This is a genomic window from Pseudomonas corrugata (genome assembly GCF_050920615.1).
Taxonomy (GTDB): Bacteria; Pseudomonadota; Gammaproteobacteria; order Pseudomonadales; family Pseudomonadaceae; genus Aquipseudomonas; species Aquipseudomonas corrugata.
The window spans coordinates 1252959-1270818 of the sequence record NZ_CP130434.1; the positions used below are offsets into that span (position 1 = coordinate 1252959).

The 17860-nt window shown below is 61.5% G+C and carries 17 protein-coding genes; 6 read left to right on the plus strand and 11 right to left on the minus strand.

Translation table 11 applies throughout. The annotated features are described in order from the left end of the window. Nucleotides 1–39: 39 nt before the first annotated feature. From QZH45_RS05480 to tldD, 5 genes are all read left to right on the plus strand, one after another. Nucleotides 40–636: a Maf family protein gene (locus tag QZH45_RS05480; protein WP_055135957.1), complete on the plus strand. Its 597-nt coding sequence runs from the start codon at nt 40–42 to the stop codon at nt 634–636. Between the two features lie 56 nt (nt 637–692). After that, the gene (gene rng, locus QZH45_RS05485; RefSeq protein ID WP_024777476.1) at nt 693–2150 is read left to right on the plus strand and encodes a ribonuclease G; all 1458 of its coding nucleotides are present in this window, start codon (nt 693–695) and stop codon (nt 2148–2150) included. Nucleotides 2151–2211: 61 nt separating this feature from the next. Beyond that, nucleotides 2212–6015, plus strand: coding sequence for a YhdP family protein (locus tag QZH45_RS05490; RefSeq protein ID WP_024777477.1), 3804 nt, complete (start codon nt 2212–2214; stop codon nt 6013–6015). Nucleotides 6016–6188: 173 nt separating this feature from the next. After that, nucleotides 6189–7052, plus strand: coding sequence for a carbon-nitrogen hydrolase family protein (locus QZH45_RS05495; RefSeq protein ID WP_055135956.1), 864 nt, complete (start codon nt 6189–6191; stop codon nt 7050–7052). Nucleotides 7053–7057: 5 nt separating this feature from the next. Beyond that, nucleotides 7058–8500 (plus strand): metalloprotease TldD, encoded by a 1443-nt coding sequence (gene tldD, locus QZH45_RS05500; RefSeq protein ID WP_024777479.1) that lies wholly within the window; start codon nt 7058–7060, stop codon nt 8498–8500. A gap of 100 nt (nt 8501–8600) precedes the next feature. Here tldD and yjgA read toward each other — a convergent pair whose 3' ends face one another. Further along, nucleotides 8601–9125 (minus strand): ribosome biogenesis factor YjgA, encoded by a 525-nt coding sequence (yjgA, locus tag QZH45_RS05505; RefSeq protein WP_024777480.1) that lies wholly within the window; start codon nt 9123–9125, stop codon nt 8601–8603. Between the two features lie 107 nt (nt 9126–9232). On the opposite strand from yjgA, the gene pmbA reads away from it, so the two are divergent. After that, nucleotides 9233–10579 carry a metalloprotease PmbA gene (pmbA, locus tag QZH45_RS05510; protein WP_024777481.1) on the plus strand — a complete coding sequence of 449 codons (1347 nt, stop codon included), beginning with the start codon at nt 9233–9235 and terminating at the stop codon, nt 10577–10579. Between the two features lie 86 nt (nt 10580–10665). On the opposite strand, the gene QZH45_RS05515 is transcribed toward pmbA, so the two are convergent. The 10 genes from QZH45_RS05515 to QZH45_RS05560 form a co-directional block, all read right to left on the minus strand. Next, entirely contained in the window at nt 10666–10947 is a 282-nt protein-coding gene (locus QZH45_RS05515; protein ID WP_024777482.1) for an HPr family phosphocarrier protein, read from the minus strand. A 15-nt stretch (nt 10948–10962) separates the two neighbouring features. Next, nucleotides 10963–11820 carry an RNase adapter RapZ gene (gene rapZ / locus QZH45_RS05520; RefSeq protein ID WP_024777483.1) on the minus strand — a complete coding sequence of 286 codons (858 nt, stop codon included), beginning with the start codon at nt 11818–11820 and terminating at the stop codon, nt 10963–10965. 2 nt (nt 11821–11822) lie between these two features. After that, on the minus strand, nt 11823–12287 hold the full coding sequence (gene ptsN, locus QZH45_RS05525) for a PTS IIA-like nitrogen regulatory protein PtsN (protein ID WP_024777484.1): 465 nt from the start codon (nt 12285–12287) through the stop codon (nt 11823–11825). A gap of 12 nt (nt 12288–12299) precedes the next feature. Beyond that, on the minus strand, nt 12300–12608 hold the full coding sequence (gene hpf, locus QZH45_RS05530) for a ribosome hibernation-promoting factor, HPF/YfiA family (RefSeq protein ID WP_003178005.1): 309 nt from the start codon (nt 12606–12608) through the stop codon (nt 12300–12302). Nucleotides 12609–12684: 76 nt separating this feature from the next. Further along, complete coding sequence (locus QZH45_RS05535; RefSeq protein ID WP_055135955.1) at nt 12685–14181, minus strand: RNA polymerase factor sigma-54; 1497 nt, start codon at nt 14179–14181, stop codon at nt 12685–12687. Between the two features lie 216 nt (nt 14182–14397). Next, nucleotides 14398–15123: an LPS export ABC transporter ATP-binding protein gene (gene lptB / locus QZH45_RS05540; protein WP_024777486.1), complete on the minus strand. Its 726-nt coding sequence runs from the start codon at nt 15121–15123 to the stop codon at nt 14398–14400. Continuing rightward, the gene (gene lptA / locus QZH45_RS05545; protein WP_024777487.1) at nt 15123–15668 is read right to left on the minus strand and encodes a lipopolysaccharide transport periplasmic protein LptA; all 546 of its coding nucleotides are present in this window, start codon (nt 15666–15668) and stop codon (nt 15123–15125) included. The genes lptB and lptA overlap by 1 nt, the downstream gene beginning before the upstream one ends. After that, a complete protein-coding gene (gene lptC / locus QZH45_RS05550; protein ID WP_024777488.1) occupies nt 15655–16227 on the minus strand; it encodes an LPS export ABC transporter periplasmic protein LptC in 573 nt (190 codons plus the stop codon). The genes lptA and lptC overlap by 14 nt, the downstream gene beginning before the upstream one ends. Before the next feature lie 7 nt (nt 16228–16234). Next, a complete protein-coding gene (locus QZH45_RS05555) occupies nt 16235–16759 on the minus strand; it encodes a KdsC family phosphatase (protein ID WP_024777489.1) in 525 nt (174 codons plus the stop codon). Next, nucleotides 16760–17734: a KpsF/GutQ family sugar-phosphate isomerase gene (locus tag QZH45_RS05560; protein WP_024777490.1), complete on the minus strand. Its 975-nt coding sequence runs from the start codon at nt 17732–17734 to the stop codon at nt 16760–16762. Between the last annotated feature and the right edge of the window lie 126 nt (nt 17735–17860).

Here is a 17860-nt window from a genome sequence, read left to right on the forward strand (position 1 = left end):
TTCCGTATAGAGCCTAGGGCTCAAGCGGGAGATGGATTGATGAAACCGCTTTACCTTGCCTCAGGCTCGCCGCGTCGGCGTGAGCTGCTTACGCAGATCGGCGTGTCCTTTACCGCCATCAGCGCGGACATCGACGAAACTCCCCTGAATCACGAGACCCCGTCGGCCTATGTCGAGCGCCTGGCGCGCGGCAAGGCCGAGGCCGGGCGGCGGACCTTGCCGATCGATGACGGTGGCTGCGTGTTGGGCGCCGATACGGCGGTAGTGCTGGACGGGCAGATTCTCGGCAAGCCACTGGACCAGTCTGAAGCGCGCTCGATGCTGCTGAGCTTGTCCGGTTGCGACCATGAGGTACTGACCGCCATCGCTCTTTTGGACGGGGAGCGCTGCGAATCCCGGGTGGTTCGCAGTCGGGTGCGCTTTCGCCCTATCACCGAAGAGGAAGCGGCGGCTTACTGGGCCAGTGGTGAACCCCGGGACAAGGCCGGTGGCTATGGCATCCAGGGATTGGGTGCGGTGTTCGTCGCCGGGCTTGAGGGCAGCTATTCTGCGGTGGTTGGCTTGCCGCTGTGCGAAACCGCACAACTGTTGGAGCATTTCGGCATACCCTGTTGGCAAACCTTGAACGTGCGTTGAGCGCCGTCTGACCAGATGCAGCCATTATCGTGAAAATGCCTGAACGAGACCCTGCCATGAGTGAAGAGATCCTGATCAACATCACGCCGATGGAATCGCGCGTGGCGGTGGTTGAAAACGGTGTGCTGCAAGAGGTTCATGTCGAACGCACGCAGAAGCGTGGCATTGTCGGCAACATCTACAAAGGCAAGGTGGTGCGGGTATTGCCCGGCATGCAGGCGGCGTTCGTCGATATCGGTCTGGACCGTGCTGCGTTCATCCATGCTTCGGAGATTTCCCTGCGCGAAGGGCCTGCCGTGGAGAGCATCGGCGCGCTGGTCCATGAAGGCCAGAGCCTGGTGGTGCAGGTCACCAAGGACCCCATCGGTTCCAAGGGCGCGCGCCTGACCACGCAACTGTCCATTCCGTCCCGCTACCTGGTGTACATGCCACGCACCGCCCATGTCGGCATTTCCCTGAAGATCGAGGACGAAGCCGAGCGCGAGCGGCTCAAGCAAGTGGTCAGCGATTGCGTGGAGAAAGAAGGGATCAAGGAAGCCGGCGGCTTCATCCTGCGCACCGCTGCCGAAGGCGCCGGGGCCGATGAGATTCTCATGGACATCCGTTACCTGCGAAGACTCTGGGACCAGATCGCCGCGCAGATCAAGACCATTGCCACCCCCAGCGTGATCTACGAAGACCTGGGCCTGGCATTGCGCACGCTGCGGGACCTGGTCAGCCCCAAGATCGAGAAAATCCGCATCGATTCCCGGGAAACCTTCCAGAAGACCACTCAGTTCGTGGCCGAGCTGATGCCGGAAATTGCCGACCGTCTCGAGCATTATCCCGGCGAACGGCCGATTTTCGACCTGTACGGCGTCGAGGACGAAATCCAGAAGGCCCTGGAGCGCAAAGTGCCGCTCAAGTCCGGCGGTTACCTGGTGGTCGACCCGGCCGAGGCCATGAGCACCATCGACGTCAACACCGGAGCGTTCGTTGGCCATCGCAATCTTGAGGAAACCATCTTCAAGACCAACCTGGAAGCTGCCACCGCTATCGCTCGCCAATTGCGCCTGCGCAACCTGGGCGGGATCATCATCATCGACTTCATCGACATGGAGGACGAAGAGCACCAGCGCCAGGTGCTGAGGACCCTGGAAAAACAACTCGAGCGCGATCACGCCAAGACCAACATCATCGGCATCACCGAGTTGGGCCTGGTGCAGATGACCCGCAAACGCACCCGCGAAAGTCTCGAGCAGGTGTTGTGCGAGCCGTGCAGCGCCTGCCAGGGCCGGGGCAAGCTCAAGACCCCGGAAACCGTGTGTTACGAAATCTTCAGGGAAATTCTCCGGGAAGCACGCGCTTACCAGGCCACTGGCTATAGAGTGTTGGCGAACCAGAAAGTGGTGGACCGCCTGCTCGATGAGGAGTCGGGTAATGTCGCGGAACTGGAGGCTTTTATCGGGCGCACGATCCGCTTCCAGGTGGAAACCATGTATTCCCAGGAACAATACGACGTTGTGCTGCTCTGAAGTGGCTCCTGAAGCGGTGGTCTCGCCGATTTGAATATCTTTGCCTGGGGAGTCCACTGACATGGAGCGTTTGACCCGCATTCTGGCCGCGCTGACCCGCTGGGGCTTGGGTCTGTGCGCGCTACTGCTGGTGCTGCTGGCGCTATATGTCAGTCTGGGGCGGGAGCTGGCGCCGCTGGTAGCCGAGTACCGCGCCGAGATCGAGGATCGGGCCACCGAAGCGCTGGGCATGCCGTTGCGCGTCGGCAGCGTGGAGGGTAAATGGAGCGGCCTGGCGCCGATTCTGCTGGCTCGCGACGTGATGATCGGCGAAGGGGCCAATGCCATGCACCTGGATGAGGTGCGTGCCGTGCCCGACATATGGGCCAGCCTGCTGGCCCGGCAGGTGCGCATCGCCCACTTGGAACTCGGTGGGCTGAAAATCAGCCTCAAGGAAGGCACCGACGGCAAATGGGCCTTGGAAGGTCTGCCAGTCAAGGAAGATCAGCCGTTCGACCCGCAGCAATTGTTCGATCGCATGCAGGTGGTATCGAGGCTCTCGATCCTGGACAGCCAAGTGACCTTGCAGCCGCTGGATCAGGCGCCGCTGACCCTGACCTATGTAGGCCTGAGCCTCAGGACCGGCGTCAGCCGCCAGCGCCTGGATGTACGCCTGACCTTGCCCGACGGGCAACCGCTGGCAATCAACCTGCGTACCCGCATCCGCGCCGCGGACTGGAAGAACGGCCAGGCCGATGCGTACCTGAGCCTGCCGCAGAGCGACTGGTCGAAATGGCTGCCGAAGCGCCTGACCCGGGAGTGGAATTTCTCCCAGGCCAAGGCCGGCGGCGAGTTCTGGCTGAGTTGGGGGAACGGCACGCTGCAGAGCGCTGCCGTGCGCCTGAATGCGCCGGACATCACCGGCGCCTACGCCGAGCGCAAGCCGGTACAGATCCGCAACCTGGCACTCAACGGATATTTCCAGCGCGGCAGCGACGGGTTCACCGCGACGTTCGATTCCCTGGCGATGAGTCTGGGAGACGTCCGCTGGGAGTCGCGCCTGCAATTGCAGCAGAGCGTCGGCACCGAGCAGACTGAAGAACTCTGGCATGTGCAGGCCGATCGCCTCGACCTGGCCCCGCTTACGCCGCTGCTCAATGCCCTGGCGCCTCTGCCCGCGGGCGTAGCGACGGCCATCGACCGTCTCAGGTTCACCGGTGGTCTGCGCAATGTGTTGGTGGACTACCGGCCGCAGAATGCCGGAGATCGGAAGGTCAGCTTCGCCACGAACCTGGATACGGTAGGCTTCAATGCGTATCACGGTGCTCCGGCGGCGCGTAATGTCTCGGGCAGCCTCAGCGGCGACCTCGGTGGCGGCGAGCTGCGCATGGACAGCAAGGATTTTTCCCTGCACCTGGATCCGATCTTCGCCAAGCCCTGGCAGTACCTGCAGGCCAATGCGCGGCTGACCTGGAAGCTCGACCAGCACGGCTTTACCCTGATCGCGCCCTACCTGAAGGTGCTGGGGGAGGAGGGCAGGATTGCCGGAGACTTCCTGATCCGCCTGCATTTCGACCATAGCCAGGAAGACTACATGGACCTGCGGGTCGGCCTGGTGGATGGCGATGGGCGCTACACCGCCAAGTATCTGCCGGCGGTGCTGAGCCCGGCCCTGGATGAGTGGTTGCGCACGGCCATCGTCAAGGGTGCCGTGGATGAAGGGTTTTTCCAGTATCAGGGTTCGCTGAACCACGGCGCCGAGGACGCGGCCCGCAGCATCAGCCTGTTCTTCAAGGTGCATGACGCCGAGCTGGCCTTCCAGCCGGGCTGGCCTTCGGTCGGCAAGGTCAGTGGCGACGTTTTCGTCGAAGACAGCGGCGTGCGCATTTTCGCCAGCCAGGGACAATTGCTGGGCACCCAGGTCAGAGACGTGGCGGTGAACATTCCCCATGTCCCGAGCGGGCAGCATTCCCATCTGCTATTGGAGGGTGGGTTCAGCGGGGGGTTGGGAGACGGGCTGAAAATCCTGCAGACAGCGCCGATCGGCACGGCCGAGACGTTCGCCGGCTGGGAAGGCGAAGGCGGCCTGCAAGGCAATGTGAAGCTCGATATCCCATTGGCCAAGGGTGATCAACCGAAGATTCTGGTGGACTTCAGCACCGCCGACGCCCGACTCAAACTCAGCGATCCGGTGCTGGAGCTGACCCAGCTCAAGGGCGACTTCCGTTTCGACAGCAACAAGGGGCTGAGCGGCAAGAACATCACGGCCCGGGCGTTCGACCGACCTTTGACCGCGCAGATCTTTGCCGATGGCCGTGCCGGTGCGCTCAATACCCGGGTGGCTGCGTCCGGGCGGCTGGACGTCAAGAAACTCACCGACTGGCTGAACGTTACCCAGCCGTTACCCGTTTCCGGAGTCGTTCCTTACCAGTTGCAGGTGATACTCGACGGGGCCGATAGCCAGTTGTCGGTCAGTTCCAACCTAAAGGGTGTGGCGGTGGACCTGCCGGCGCCCTTCGGCATGACGGCCGATACCGGGCGTGACACGGTGTTCCGCATGACGCTGCAGGGCCCGGAGCGACGTTACTGGGTCAATTATGGCGACCTCGCCAACTTAACGTACGCCGCGCCGGGCGGGAAGCCGGCCGATGGTCGTGGTGAGCTGTTGCTCGGAGGCGGCGATGCAGTCTTGCCTGGAGCCAAAGGGTTGCGGCTGCGTGGGACGCTGTCGGAACTGGATGTCGGGCCCTGGCAGGACCTGATGAACAAGTACGCCGGACAGGACCCCAGCGGCAGCGCCAGGCAATTGCTCAGCGGCGTCGACCTGAAGGTGGGCAAGCTCACGGCCATGGGGACGACCCTGGACCAGGCATCGGTGCAACTGGACCGCAAGCCGGACGCCTGGGCCTTGCGGCTCGACAGCCAGCAGGCCAAGGGCAGCGCCAGCCTGCCGGATGCGAAGAGCGCTCCGATCGGGATCAAGCTGGACTATGTTCGCCTGCCGGCCGCGGACCCGACGGTGCAGGCCGATGAAAACGCGCCGGACCCCTTGGCATCGGTGGACCCCACACGGATCCCGGCCATGGATATCGCGATCGACCAGTTGTTCCAGGGACCGGATCTGATCGGCGCCTGGTCATTGAAGGTGCGTCCGACCAGCAAAGGCATTGCGCTGAACAATCTGGACATGGGGCTCAAGGGCATGACGTTGCAGGGCAGTGGCGGCTGGGAAGGCGTGCCCGGCTCAACCCGCAGCTGGTACAAGGGGCGCATCGGCGGCAAGAACCTGGCGGATGTGCTCAAGGGCTGGGGATTCGCCCCAAGCGTGACCAGCCAGGCCTTTCATCTGGACGTCGATGGCAACTGGCCCGGCTCACCGGCGTGGGTCGCGACCAAGCGCTTTTCCGGCAGTATCGATGCGTCGTTGAGCAAAGGCCAGTTCGTCGAGGTCGAGGGCAGCGCCCAGGCATTGCGGGTGTTCGGCCTGCTGAACTTCAACTCCATTGGTCGGCGGCTGCGCCTGGACTTCTCCGACCTGTTCAGCAAGGGCCTGAGCTACGACCGGGTCAAAGGGCTGTTGGTGGCGAGCAATGGTGTCTACGTGACCCGTGAACCCATTACTCTGACTGGCCCTTCGAGCAACCTGGAACTCAACGGAACATTGGACATGGTGGCAGACCGGGTCGATGCCAAGTTGCAGGTGACATTGCCGGTGAGCAACAACCTGCCGATTGCCGCGCTGATTGTCGGCGCACCGGCGGTGGGCGGAGCACTGTTTCTGATCGACAAGTTGATCGGTGACCGCGTGGCGCGTTTTGCCAGCGTAAGATACGACGTCAAGGGGCCGTGGAAAGAGCCGAAGATCACCTTCGACAAGCCGTTCTAGTGGGTGGCGCAATCCGCCCTGCGGGAGCGAGCCTGTGGGAGCAACCTGTGGGAGCAAAGCTTGCTCGCGATGAACGATGACGCGGGTTTACAGTTGCACCGAGTCGTCCGTATCGCGAGCGAGCTTTGCTCCCACAGCCCTCACGGCAAGGATAAGGACAGGAGGAAAGCACCATGCCAGTCGCAGTGATTCAAATGGTCAGCCAGAGCGATGTGCTCGCCAACCTGGCGCGTGCCCGTGTTTTGCTGGAGCAGGCTGCCGCTGGCGGTGCGCGGCTGGCGGTGTTGCCGGAAAACTTCGCGGCGATGGGGCGGCGGGACGTGGCCGACCTCGGTCGTGCCGAAGCCTTTGGTCAGGGACCGATCCTGCCCTGGTTGAAACAGGTCGCCCGTGACCTCAGGTTATGGGTTGTGGCCGGCACGTTGCCCTTGCCGCCGATGGACCGGCCCGAGGCCAAGGCCCATGCCTGCTCGCTGCTGGTGGACGATCAGGGCCAGATCGTGGCGCGGTACGACAAACTGCACCTGTTCGACGTTGATGTGGCTGATAATCGTGGGCGCTACCGTGAGTCTGATGACTATGCTTATGGCGGTAACGTGGTGGTCGCTGATACGCCGGTGGGCAGGGTGGGCCTGACGGTCTGCTATGACTTGCGTTTTCCGGAGCTGTATAGCGAGCTGCGGGCTGCCGGCGCCGAATTGATTACGGCGCCCTCGGCGTTCACCGCCGTCACCGGTGCAGCTCATTGGGAGGTGCTGATTCGCGCCCGGGCCATTGAAACCCAGTGCTATGTGCTGGCGGCCGCCCAAGGGGGCGTGCATCCGGGGCCTCGGGAAACCTTTGGCCATGCGGCCATTGTCGACCCATGGGGGCGGGTGCTGGCGCAACAGGATCAAGGCGAAGCCGTGCTGCTGGCCGAGCGTGACAGCAGCGAACAGGCGTCCATCCGGGCGCGCATGCCGGTGGTCAGCCATCGGCGCTTTTTCTCGCAGGGCGCTCGACAGCGACCTGTCCAAGACGACGAATTCAAGGCGTAAAACATATGAGCGGGTTGTTGTCCTCAGTCAGTGAACACCTTCTATCCCCCGGCGGCGTAACTCTTGAGAGCCTGCAAAGCGTGCTGGGCGACTTGGCCGGTCCGGGTATCGATGCGGCCGACCTGTATTTCCAGGGACAGATCTCCGAGTCCTGGTCGCTGGAAGACGGCATCGTCAAGGAAGGCAGTTTCAACCTTGACCAGGGCGTGGGCGTGCGTGCCCAGTCCGGCGAGAAAACCGGATTCGCCTACAGCAATGCCATTACCCTCGAAGCCCTGGGGGCTGCGGCCCGTGCGGCGCGTTCGATTTCCCGGGCCGGGCAGAACGGCACGGTACAGGCCTTCAGCAGCCAGGACGTCGCGCAGTTGTATGCGCCGGATAATCCGCTGGAGGTCATGAGTCGGGCCGAGAAGGTCGAACTGCTCAAGCGCATCGATGTCGCGACCCGGGCCCTCGACCCGCGCATCCAGCAGGTGTCGGTGAGCATGGCCGGCGTCTGGGAACGCATCCTGGTGGCCTCCACCGACGGTGGCTTGGCGGCGGATGTACGGCCGCTGGTGCGGTTCAATGTCAGTGTGATTGTCGAGCAGAACGGTCGCCGCGAGCGCGGGGGGCATGGCGGCGGCGGGCGTACCGACTACCGCTATTTCCTCAGTGAAGACCGCGCCATGGGTTACGCCAGGGAGGCCTTGCGCCAGGCGCTGGTCAACCTGGAAGCCATTCCCGCACCGGCTGGCACGTTGCCGGTGGTGCTGGGGTCCGGCTGGTCCGGTGTGCTGCTGCACGAAGCGGTGGGGCATGGCCTGGAGGGCGATTTCAACCGCAAAGGCAGTTCGGCCTACAGCGGACGCATGGGCGAAATGGTCGCTTCGAAACTCTGCACCATTGTCGATGATGGCACCTTGGCCGGGCGGCGCGGTTCGCTGAGCGTCGATGACGAGGGCACCCCGACCGAGTGCACCACGCTGATCGAAAACGGCGTACTCAAAGGCTACATGCAGGACAAGCTCAACGCGCGGTTGATGGGCGTCGCCCGTACCGGCAACGGGCGTCGTGAGTCTTACGCGCACCTGCCCATGCCACGCATGACCAACACTTACATGCTGGGTGGACAAAGTGATCCTGCGGAAATCATCGCTTCGGTGAAAAAAGGCATCTACTGCGCCAACCTCGGCGGCGGCCAGGTGGACATCACCAGCGGCAAGTTCGTGTTCTCCACCAGCGAGGCCTACCTGATCGAGGACGGCAAGATCACCGCGCCGGTCAAGGGAGCGACGCTGATCGGAAACGGACCGGAGGCCATGAGCAAGGTGTCGATGGTCGGTAACGACCTGGCCCTGGACAGTGGGGTAGGAACGTGCGGCAAGGATGGGCAGTCGGTACCGGTGGGTGTCGGTCAGCCGACCCTGAAGATCGATGCGATTACCGTGGGTGGTACGGGCGCGTAGGAGCTGCCGAAGGCTGCGATCTTTTGATCTTTCACCCTGGATCAATGGTATGGGAAAGATCGCAGCCTCGCTGCACTCGGCAGCTCCTGCAGGACGCTACTCAGCGCAAGCCGCGTTGAGTTTCGTCCAGCTCCCGGATGTACTTGAAGATTTTACGGCTCGAAGCCGGTGGCTTGTTCTGCGCCACTTCGTGCTGGGCCTGACGAATCAGGGAGCGCAACTGCTGGCGATCGGCCTCCGGATAGTCGACGACGAATTTTTCCAGGGTAGCGTCGTCGCCAGCGATCAAGCGATCACGCCAGCGCTCCAGGTTATGGAAGCGTTCGTTGTACTGCCGGGTGGAGGCGTCGAGTTGATCGAGCAGGACCAGGATGGCGTCAGTGTCCTGATCGCGCATCAGTTTGCCGATGAACTGCAGGTGCCGTTTCCGCGCGATATTCGCGGTGTGCTTGGGCGCATCGGCCAGGGCCCGGCGCAAGGCGTCGGTCAAGGGCAGTTTGGCCAGCAAGTCCGGCTTGAGTGTTGTCAGGCGCTCGCCGAGGTCAACCAGAGCATGCAGCTCGCGTTTGACCTGGGATTTGCTTTTTTCACCCTCGTAGAGGGAGTCGTCGTAAGAATCAACCATGGGGGCAGTCCGCAAAGAAACGCCGCCATGATAACCAGTCGGGGGCCGCTTGTCCGGCCCGGTCGCTCGAAGGCCTTACCGAAAGCAGAATTTGAGTGGAGAAAGCCATGAGTGCAGTTCAGAGCGTCGGCCCGCAAGCATTGCCGGCACTGCAGGAGCAGGTCGAGCAGATCCTTGCCGAGGCCAAACGACAGGGCGCCAGTGCCTGTGAGGTGGCGGTGTCACTGGAGCAGGGCTTGTCGACGTCGGTACGCCAGCGTGAGGTGGAAACCGTCGAGTTCAACCGCGACCAGGGTTTTGGCATTACCTTGTACGCGGGGCAGCGCAAGGGCTCGGCCAGTACGTCGGCCAGCGGCCCGGACGCCATTCGCGAAACCGTCGCCGCGGCACTGGCGATTGCCCAGCACACCTCCGAAGACGAGGCCTCGGGCCTGGCCGATGCCGCCCTGATGTGCCAGGAGGCGCGGGATTTCGATCTGTTCCACGCTTGGGACATCACCCCCGAACAAGCCATCGAGCAGGCGTTGCGCTGTGAAGCGGCAGCATTCGATACCGACCCGCGGATCAGGAATGCCGACGGCACGACGCTCAATACCCACCAGGGCTGCCGGGTGTACGGCAACAGTCACGGCTTCATCGGCGGCTACGCGTCGACCCGTCACAGCCTCAGCTGCGTGATGATTGCCGAAGCCAATGGCCAGATGCAGCGCGATTACTGGTACGACGTGAACCGCCAGGGCAATCTGCTGATGGACCCGCTGGTGATTGGCCAGAAAGCCGCGCAACGGGCGGCCAGTCGTTTGGGCGCGCGACCTGTGCCGACCTGTGAAGTGCCGGTACTGTTTGCCGCCGAGTTGGCTGGTGGGTTGTTCGGCAGCTTCCTGTCAGCGGTGTCCGGCGGCAATCTGTATCGCAAGTCTTCGTTTCTCGAAGGCTCGCTGGGGCAGAAACTGTTCCCGGAATGGATGACCATCGATGAACGTCCGCACCTGATGCAGGCCATGGGCAGTTCGGCTTTCGACGGTGATGGCCTGGCCACGTATGCCAAGCCGTTCGTGGAGAGGGGGGAACTGGTGTCCTACATTCTCGGCACGTATTCGGGTCGCAAACTCGGCATGCCGAGCACCGCCAATGCGGGTGGCGTGCACAACCTGTTCGTGACCCATGGCGAAGAGGACCAGGCGGCCTTGCTGCGGCGGATGGGCAAAGGGTTGCTGGTGACCGAACTGATGGGCCATGGCCTGAACATGGTAACCGGCGATTACTCCCGGGGTGCGGCCGGGTTCTGGGTCGAAAATGGCGAGATTCAGTTCCCTGTCCAGGAAGTGACCATTGCCGGCAACATGCGCGACATGTTCAAGCAGATCGTGGCGGTGGGGAATGATCTGGAGCTGCGCAGCAACATCCGCACCGGTTCGGTGCTGATCGAGCGAATGATGGTGGCTGGCAGCTGACCTCGTTGCAATAAAAAAGGCGCGGCATCCCTAATGGGTGACGCGCCTTTTTTGTACTCGCGAAACCAAGAGCCTGAGCCTGGAGCTTATTCGCCCTCATCGAAGTAGCGGTTGATCAGGTCCACCAGGGCATCCATCGCCTCATGTTCTTGTTCACCTTGGGTTTGCAGGTGAATCGTGGTGCCCTTGCCCGCTGCAAGCATCATCATGGCCATGATGCTTTTACCGTCGATCATGGTTTCAGGCTCAGGCGTCCGACCGACGCGGATGGTCGTCTCCTTGAACTGACCGGCAACGCCGACAAACTTGGCTGAAGCCCGGGCGTGCAAGCCCAGCTTGTTGATGATTTCAATTTCCCGAGCAGGCATCGCGATATGAATCCTTTAGCTGAGGTCGCGGTGGCGAACCTGGACGTTCTTCAGGGATTGTTGCAGGAGCTGGCCCAGGCGCTCGGTCAGATAGACGGAGCGGTGATGACCACCGGTACAGCCGATGGCAATCGTGACATAGGCACGGTTGCTTGCGGCGAAACGGGGTAGCCATTTAAGCAGGTAGCCGGAGATGTCCTGGAACATTTCCTCGACATCCGGTTGAGCCGCCAGGTAGTCGATCACCGGTTGGTCGAGCCCGGATTGCTCGCGCAGCTCCGGTTTCCAATATGGGTTGGGCAGGCAGCGCACATCGAACACCAGGTCGGCGTCTACCGGCATGCCACGCTTGAAGCCGAACGACTCCACCAGGAACGCCGTGCCGGGCTCCGGCTGGTTCAGCAGGCGCAACTTGATGGTGTCGCGCAACTGATACAGGTTCAGGTTCGTGGTATTGACCTTCAAGTCCGCGAGGTCGGCAATCGGTCCGAGCAACTGGCTTTCGTCTTCAATGGCTTCGGCCAGCGAGCGGTTGGCATTGCTCAGCGGGTGGCGCCGTCGGGTCTCGGAAAAGCGCTTGAGCAGTGTTTCATCATCGGCATCCAGATACAGGACATCGCACTGGATATGCCGGCTGCGCACTTCCTCGAGCAGCTCGGGGAAACGCGACAAGTGGCTTGGCAGGTTGCGCGCATCGACGGAAACCGCCACCAGCGGTTGCGCCAGCTCGGTATGGATCAGCGCCCGCTCGGCCAACTCTGGCAGCAGGCCGGCCGGCAGGTTGTCGATGCAATAGTAGCCGCTGTCCTCAAGCACATTGAGCGCCGTGCTTTTACCGGAGCCGGAGCGGCCGCTAACGATGATCAGGCGCATGATTAATGACCGTTCTGCTCGTCCAGGACGACCTGATACAAGGCTTGGTTACTCGGTGCGCTGCGCAGTTTTTCGCGCACTTCCTTGCGGTCCAGCATGCTGGCGATCTGGCGCAGCAGTTCAAGATGCGCATCGGTCGCTGCTTCCGGAACCAGCAATACGAACAACAGGTCAACCGGTGCGCCGTCGATGGCGTCGAAATCTATGGCGGCTTCAAGGTGCAGCAGCGCGCTGATGGGCGTGATGCATCCCTTGAGGCGACAGTGAGGAATGGCGATGCCGTTGCCAAAACCGGTGGAACCGAGTTTTTCACGGGCAACCAGGGCCTCGAAAACGTCCTGCATTTCCAGATCCGGCACTTCGCGGTGGATCAGGTTGGCAATTTGTTCGAGGGCTTTCTTTTTACTGCCGCCCGGCGCGTTCACCATGGAACGGCCGGGGGTCAGGATGGTTTCTAGTCGGATCATGGATTGGGGGAGTTAACGACCGGTAGCGCCCTGGAGGAGGCTCTGGGTCTTTTCCTTATGCTTTTTGAGTTGGCGATCCAGCTTGTCGGTCAGCAGGTCAATCGCGGCGTACATGTCTGTATGCTCCGCATTGGCAACCACCTCTCCGCCGGGGATATGCAGTGTGGCTTCGATTTTCTGCAGCAGCTTCTCGACGTTCATCGTGACCTGCACGTTGGTGATCTTGTCGAAATGCCGTTCCAATCGGTCGAGTTTTTCGCCGATGTAGGTACGCAGGGGTTCGGTCACTTCCAGTTGGTGTCCACTGATGTTGACTTGCATACAGCTTCTCCTTCGTTGCCAGTGCATAAAGCGGCAGGCAGAAATACCTGCCACTGGAACGCTGTGGCGTGGCCTGTTACATCAACCGCTTGCGTTCGCTCGAAGGCGCGATCCCGAGGGATTCGCGATACTTGGCGACGGTACGGCGGGCCACCTGAATGCCTTGTGCCTCCAGTAAACCAGCGATCTTGCTGTCACTCAACGGCTTTTTCTGATTTTCCGCGGCCACCAGTTTCTTGATGATCGCGCGGATGGCCGTGGAAGAGCATTCGCCGCCTTCGGAGGTGCTGACGTGGCTGGAGAAAAAATATTTCAATTCGTAGATACCCCGTGGGGTATGCATGAATTTCTGCGTGGTCACACGGGAAATTGTCGATTCGTGCATGCCCACTGCCTCGGCAATGTCGTGAAGGACCAGCGGTTTCATCGCTTCGTCGCCGTAGTCCAGGAAGCCGCGTTGGTGCTCGACGATCTGGGTGGCGACCTTCATCAGGGTTTCGTTGCGACTCTGCAGGCTCTTGATGAACCAGCGCGCTTCCTGCAGCTGGTTGCGCATGAAGGTGTTGTCGGCGCTGGTGTCGGCACGCTTTACAAAGCCGGCATACTGGGCGTTGACCCGCAGCTTGGGTACCGACTCCTGGTTCAGCTCCACCAGCCAGCGATCGTTGTGCTTGCGCACGATCACATCGGGAACCACGTACTCGGGCTCGGTGGCCTCGATCTGGGAGCCCGGGCGCGGGTTGAGGCTCTGGACCAGTTCGATCACCTGGCGCAGTTCATCTTCCTTGAGCTTCATGCGTCGCATCAGTTGGCTGTAGTCGCGGCCGCCCAGCAGATCGATATAGTCGGTGACCAGTCGCTTGGCTTCGGCCAGCCATGGCGTCTTGGCGGACAACTGGCGCAGTTGCAGGAGCAGGCACTCACCCAGGTTGCGGGCGCCGATGCCGGCCGGCTCGAACTGCTGGATACGGTGCAGGACGGCCTCGATCTCGTCCAGCTCGATGTCCAGCTCCGGATCGAAGGCTTCGAGAATTTCTTCGAGGGTTTCGTCCAGGTAGCCCTGGTTGTTGATGCAGTCGATCAGGGTCACGGCGATCAGGCGATCGGTGTCGGACATCGGTGCCAGGTTCAGTTGCCACAGCAGGTGGCTTTGCAGGCTTTCACCGGCGGAGGTGCGGGTGGTGAAGTCCCACTCGTCATCATCGCTGCTCGGCAGGCTGCTGGCGCTGGTCTGGTAGACGTCTTCCCAGGCCGTGTCCACGGGCAGGTCGTTGGGGATGCGTTCGTTCCATTCGCCATCCTCGAGGTTGTCCACCGTCGGGGCGGCTTCCTCCTGGTAGGACGGTTCCTGGGTCTCGGTATTGGGTTTCTGCTCGACGTTGTCGGCCAGCGGATCAGTGTTGTCGAAGTCGTCGCCTTCTTCCTGGCGTTCGAGCATCGGATTGGATTCCAGGGCCTCTTGGATTTCCTGTTGCAGGTCCAGGGTCGACAATTGGAGCAGGCGGATGGCCTGTTGCAGCTGCGGTGTCATCGTCAGCTGCTGGCCCATTCTCAAGACTAGCGATGGTTTCATGGCAGGGGCTTAACACCTTATTCGCCGGCGCACATGCGCCATCCACTACAAGGGCGCCGAAGCGCCAAACCTTAAGCAAATTATATGCCTGAAGCAGAAGTGTTTGCCTAGGGGAATTTCTCAATTAGTTCCCCGATGATAGGGGATTCACTGAGAGTATCCCGAAGCGTTGCGTGTTTGAGTCCGCAGCGCAGGGACATTTGCCAGGCACTTCGCTTACAGGCGGAACTCATGGCCCAGATACACTTCCTTGACCAGTTCGTTGGCCAGGATGGTGGTGGAGTCACCTTCGGCGATCAATTGGCCGTCATTGACGATGTAGGCGGTTTCACAGATGTCCAGCGTCTCGCGCACGTTGTGGTCGGTGATCAGCACGCCGATCCCCTTCGCCTTGAGGTGGTGGATGATCTGCTTGATGTCACCTACCGAAATCGGGTCCACGCCGGCGAACGGTTCGTCGAGCAGAATGAATTTCGGTGCGGTGGCCAGGGCGCGGGCAATTTCCACTCGACGCCGTTCGCCACCGGACAGGCTCATGCCCAGGTTGTCGCGGATGTGGCTGATGTGGAATTCCTGCAGCAGGCTTTCCAGCTCCTGACGACGACCGGCCTTGTCGAGTTCCTTGCGGGTTTCGAGAATCGCCATGATGTTGTCGGCTACCGACAGTTTGCGGAAGATCGACGCTTCTTGTGGCAGGTAGCCGATGCCGGCCTTTGCCCGGCCATGCATCGGCTGGTGGCTGACGTCCAGGTCGTCGATCAGGACGCGGCCCTGATCGGCCTGGACCAGGCCGACGATCATGTAGAAACAGGTGGTCTTGCCCGCGCCGTTGGGGCCGAGCAGACCGACGATCTGCCCGCTGTCGATGGACAGGCTGACATCGCGCACGACCTGACGGCTCTTGTAGCTCTTGGCCAGGTGCTGAGCTTTCAGAGTTGCCATTACTGGGGCCTTTGCTCGGTTTTCTTTTTCGGCTGGATGACCATGTCGATCCGTGGGCGCTGCTCGGTCACCTTGCTGCCGGTGGCGCGACCGGCGCTGGCGAGTTTCTTGTTCGTGTCGTAGACGATTTTCTCGCCTTGGGTGACGTTGTTGTCCTTGTCGATGACCTTGGCACGATCGATCAGTACGACGCGGTCCTGGGACGCGTGATACTGGATGGTCACGCCGTAGCCTTGCACGGGCTTGGTGTCGCCGGCCGTTTGCAGTTGCTCGAAATAGGCCAGGTTGCCCACCGAGGTCACTACGTCGATATCGCCGGACTGGGTGCGGGTAATGGTCACGGTGTTGCCGGTGACCTTCATTGAGCCCTGAGTGATGATCACGTCGCCTTTATAAGTGGCGACCCCGTTCTTGTCGTCCAATTGGGCGTCGTCGGCCTGGATGCGGATAGGCTGATCACGGTCGTTGGGAAGAGACCAGGCGCTCGCGCTTCCCAGTGCTGCGCCCAGACTGAGCAAAATAGGGAGGGTTTTAGCGAGCTTCATACTGTCCTCTTACGTTCGATAGCAGGTGTATCCTGCTTTCCTTCAGATACGCTTTCATTCCCGTGCCGGTCGATACACCACCGGCGCCGTCGATTCTAACGGGTTGCTCGGTCTGCGCATATTGTCGCTGCGGGAACACGGTCATGCGAGTGCTGGTGATGATGGTCGTGCGGTTCTTCTCGTCGGTTCGTGCGACGCGTACCGAGTCGATCAGTTCCACTTCGGTGCCGCCGGAGTTGACTTCGGCACGCTTGCTCTGCACGTGCCACGGAAACTCCGTGCCACGGAACATGTTCAGGTCCGGATTGGCGACCAGTGTAATGTCGGTGGCCTTGACGTGATCGACCTTGTCGGACGTCATTTCGTACTGCACCTTGCCGTCAGGCAGGTACTGCAGTGTATGCGTGTTGGTCGCGTACCAGTCGATATCGTTTTCCTCGACCTTGACGGCAGGGCGGTCGAGAAAGCGCTCGGGGCTGATGTTCCAGTAGCCCACCGCCGCGAAAATTGCCGCGATACACGCGAACAGCAGGATGGTGCGAATTTTCTTGCTCAGCATAAATGGCTCACAGGTACGCGGCGTTTGCCGCTTCGAGGCGGCCCTGGGCGCGCAGGATCAGTTCGCAGAATTCACGGGCCGCGCCTTCGCCGCCTCGCGCGGCGGTAACGCCGTGGGCGTGCTCGCGTACGAAGCCGGCTGCGTTGGCCACTGCCATGCCCAGGCCAACCCGACGGATCACCGGCAGGTCAGGCAGATCGTCACCCAGGTACGCAACCTGTTCATAGCTTAGATTGAGTTGGCCCAGGAGCTCGTCCAGGACCACCAGTTTATCCTCGCGGCCCTGATAAAGGTGGGGGATGCCGAGGTTCTTTGCGCGCCGTTCGACCACCGGGGTCTTGCGGCCGCTGATGATGGCCGTCTGCACGCCGGCGGCCATCAGCATCTTGATGCCCTGGCCGTCGAGGGTATTGAACGTCTTGAACTCGCTGCCGTCTTCGAGGAAATACAGGCGTCCGTCGGTCAGCACGCCGTCCACGTCGAACACGGCCAGCTTGATGTCTTTAGCTCGTTGCAGCAGGTCTGCGTTCATTTACATGACTCCTGCACGCAGCAAGTCGTGCATGTTCAGGGCGCCCACCGGGCGGTCTTCGGCATCGACCACCACCAAGGCGCTGATCTTGTGGTCTTCCATGATTTTCAGGGCTTCGGCAGCGAGCATGTCCGCGCGGGCCGTCTTGCCATGGGGCGTCATGACCTGCTCAATGGTGGCACTGTGCACATCGATGGTGCGGTCCAGAGTGCGACGCAGGTCGCCGTCAGTGAAGATCCCGGCGAGCTTGCCGTCGGCCTCCAGGATCACCGTCATGCCCAGGCCCTTGCGCGTCATTTCCATGAGTGCATCCTTGAGCAGCGTGCCGCGTTGCACCTGTGGCAACTCTTCACCGGCGTGCATCACGTTTTCGACCTTCAGCAGCAGGCGGCGGCCCAGGGCTCCCCCAGGGTGGGAAAAGGCAAAGTCCTCCGCCGTGAACCCTCTGGCCTCCAGCAGGGCTACGGCCAGGGCATCGCCCATGACCAGAGCAGCGGTGGTGGAGGAGGTCGGTGCCAGATTCAGCGGGCAGGCCTCGTGCTCGACGTGAACGTTGAGGTTCACTTCGGCGGCCTTGGCCAGCGGCGAGTCCGGGTTGCCGGTGAGGCTGATCAGCCGGATGCCCAGGCGTTTGATCAACGGCAGCAGTGTAATGATTTCATTGGTGGAGCCGGAGTTGGACAGTGCCAGGATGATGTCGTCCCGGGTGATCATGCCCATGTCACCATGGCTGGCTTCGGCCGGGTGGACGAAGAATGCCGTGGTGCCCGTGCTGGCCAGGGTCGCGGCGATCTTGTTGCCGACGTGTCCGGACTTGCCCATGCCGACCACGACGACGCGGCCTTTGCTGGCCAGAATCATCTCGCAGGCGCGTACGAAATCAGCGTCGATGCGGGGCAGCAAGCCTTGCACGGCTTCGAGCTCGAGGCGGATGGTACGTTGTGCCGATTGAATCAGGTCGCTGGTTTGGCTCATGTCAGAAATCGTATAGCCCGATGAAAAGGCGGCGATTATACCGGCAATGAACAATTCCCTCACGCAAGTTCGTCATGCTTCGTGCAAACACCCCGCCCGGTTTGAATAAAATGTGCTCATTTCCCT

Coding starts and splice junctions, on each gene's coding strand:
- hpf (WP_003178005.1), bottom strand. CDS start 12,608: ATGCAAGTCAACATCAGTGGACACCAACTGGAAGTGACCGAACCCCTG.
- yjgA (WP_024777480.1), bottom strand. CDS start 9,125: ATGGTTGATTCTTACGACGACTCCCTCTACGAGGGTGAAAAAAGCAAA.
- ptsN (WP_024777484.1), bottom strand. CDS start 12,287: ATGATCCGACTAGAAACCATCCTGACCCCCGGCCGTTCCATGGTGAAC.
- QZH45_RS05555 (WP_024777489.1), bottom strand. CDS start 16,759: ATGAACGCAGACCTGCTGCAACGAGCTAAAGACATCAAGCTGGCCGTG.
- tldD (WP_024777479.1), top strand. CDS start 7,058: ATGAGCGGGTTGTTGTCCTCAGTCAGTGAACACCTTCTATCCCCCGGC.
- pmbA (WP_024777481.1), top strand. CDS start 9,233: ATGAGTGCAGTTCAGAGCGTCGGCCCGCAAGCATTGCCGGCACTGCAG.
- QZH45_RS05535 (WP_055135955.1), bottom strand. CDS start 14,181: ATGAAACCATCGCTAGTCTTGAGAATGGGCCAGCAGCTGACGATGACA.
- QZH45_RS05480 (WP_055135957.1), top strand. CDS start 40: ATGAAACCGCTTTACCTTGCCTCAGGCTCGCCGCGTCGGCGTGAGCTG.
- rng (WP_024777476.1), top strand. CDS start 693: ATGAGTGAAGAGATCCTGATCAACATCACGCCGATGGAATCGCGCGTG.
- QZH45_RS05490 (WP_024777477.1), top strand. CDS start 2,212: ATGGAGCGTTTGACCCGCATTCTGGCCGCGCTGACCCGCTGGGGCTTG.
- lptC (WP_024777488.1), bottom strand. CDS start 16,227: ATGCTGAGCAAGAAAATTCGCACCATCCTGCTGTTCGCGTGTATCGCG.
- QZH45_RS05560 (WP_024777490.1), bottom strand. CDS start 17,734: ATGAGCCAAACCAGCGACCTGATTCAATCGGCACAACGTACCATCCGC.
- QZH45_RS05495 (WP_055135956.1), top strand. CDS start 6,189: ATGCCAGTCGCAGTGATTCAAATGGTCAGCCAGAGCGATGTGCTCGCC.
- lptA (WP_024777487.1), bottom strand. CDS start 15,668: ATGAAGCTCGCTAAAACCCTCCCTATTTTGCTCAGTCTGGGCGCAGCA.
- QZH45_RS05515 (WP_024777482.1), bottom strand. CDS start 10,947: ATGCCTGCTCGGGAAATTGAAATCATCAACAAGCTGGGCTTGCACGCC.
- rapZ (WP_024777483.1), bottom strand. CDS start 11,820: ATGCGCCTGATCATCGTTAGCGGCCGCTCCGGCTCCGGTAAAAGCACG.
- lptB (WP_024777486.1), bottom strand. CDS start 15,123: ATGGCAACTCTGAAAGCTCAGCACCTGGCCAAGAGCTACAAGAGCCGT.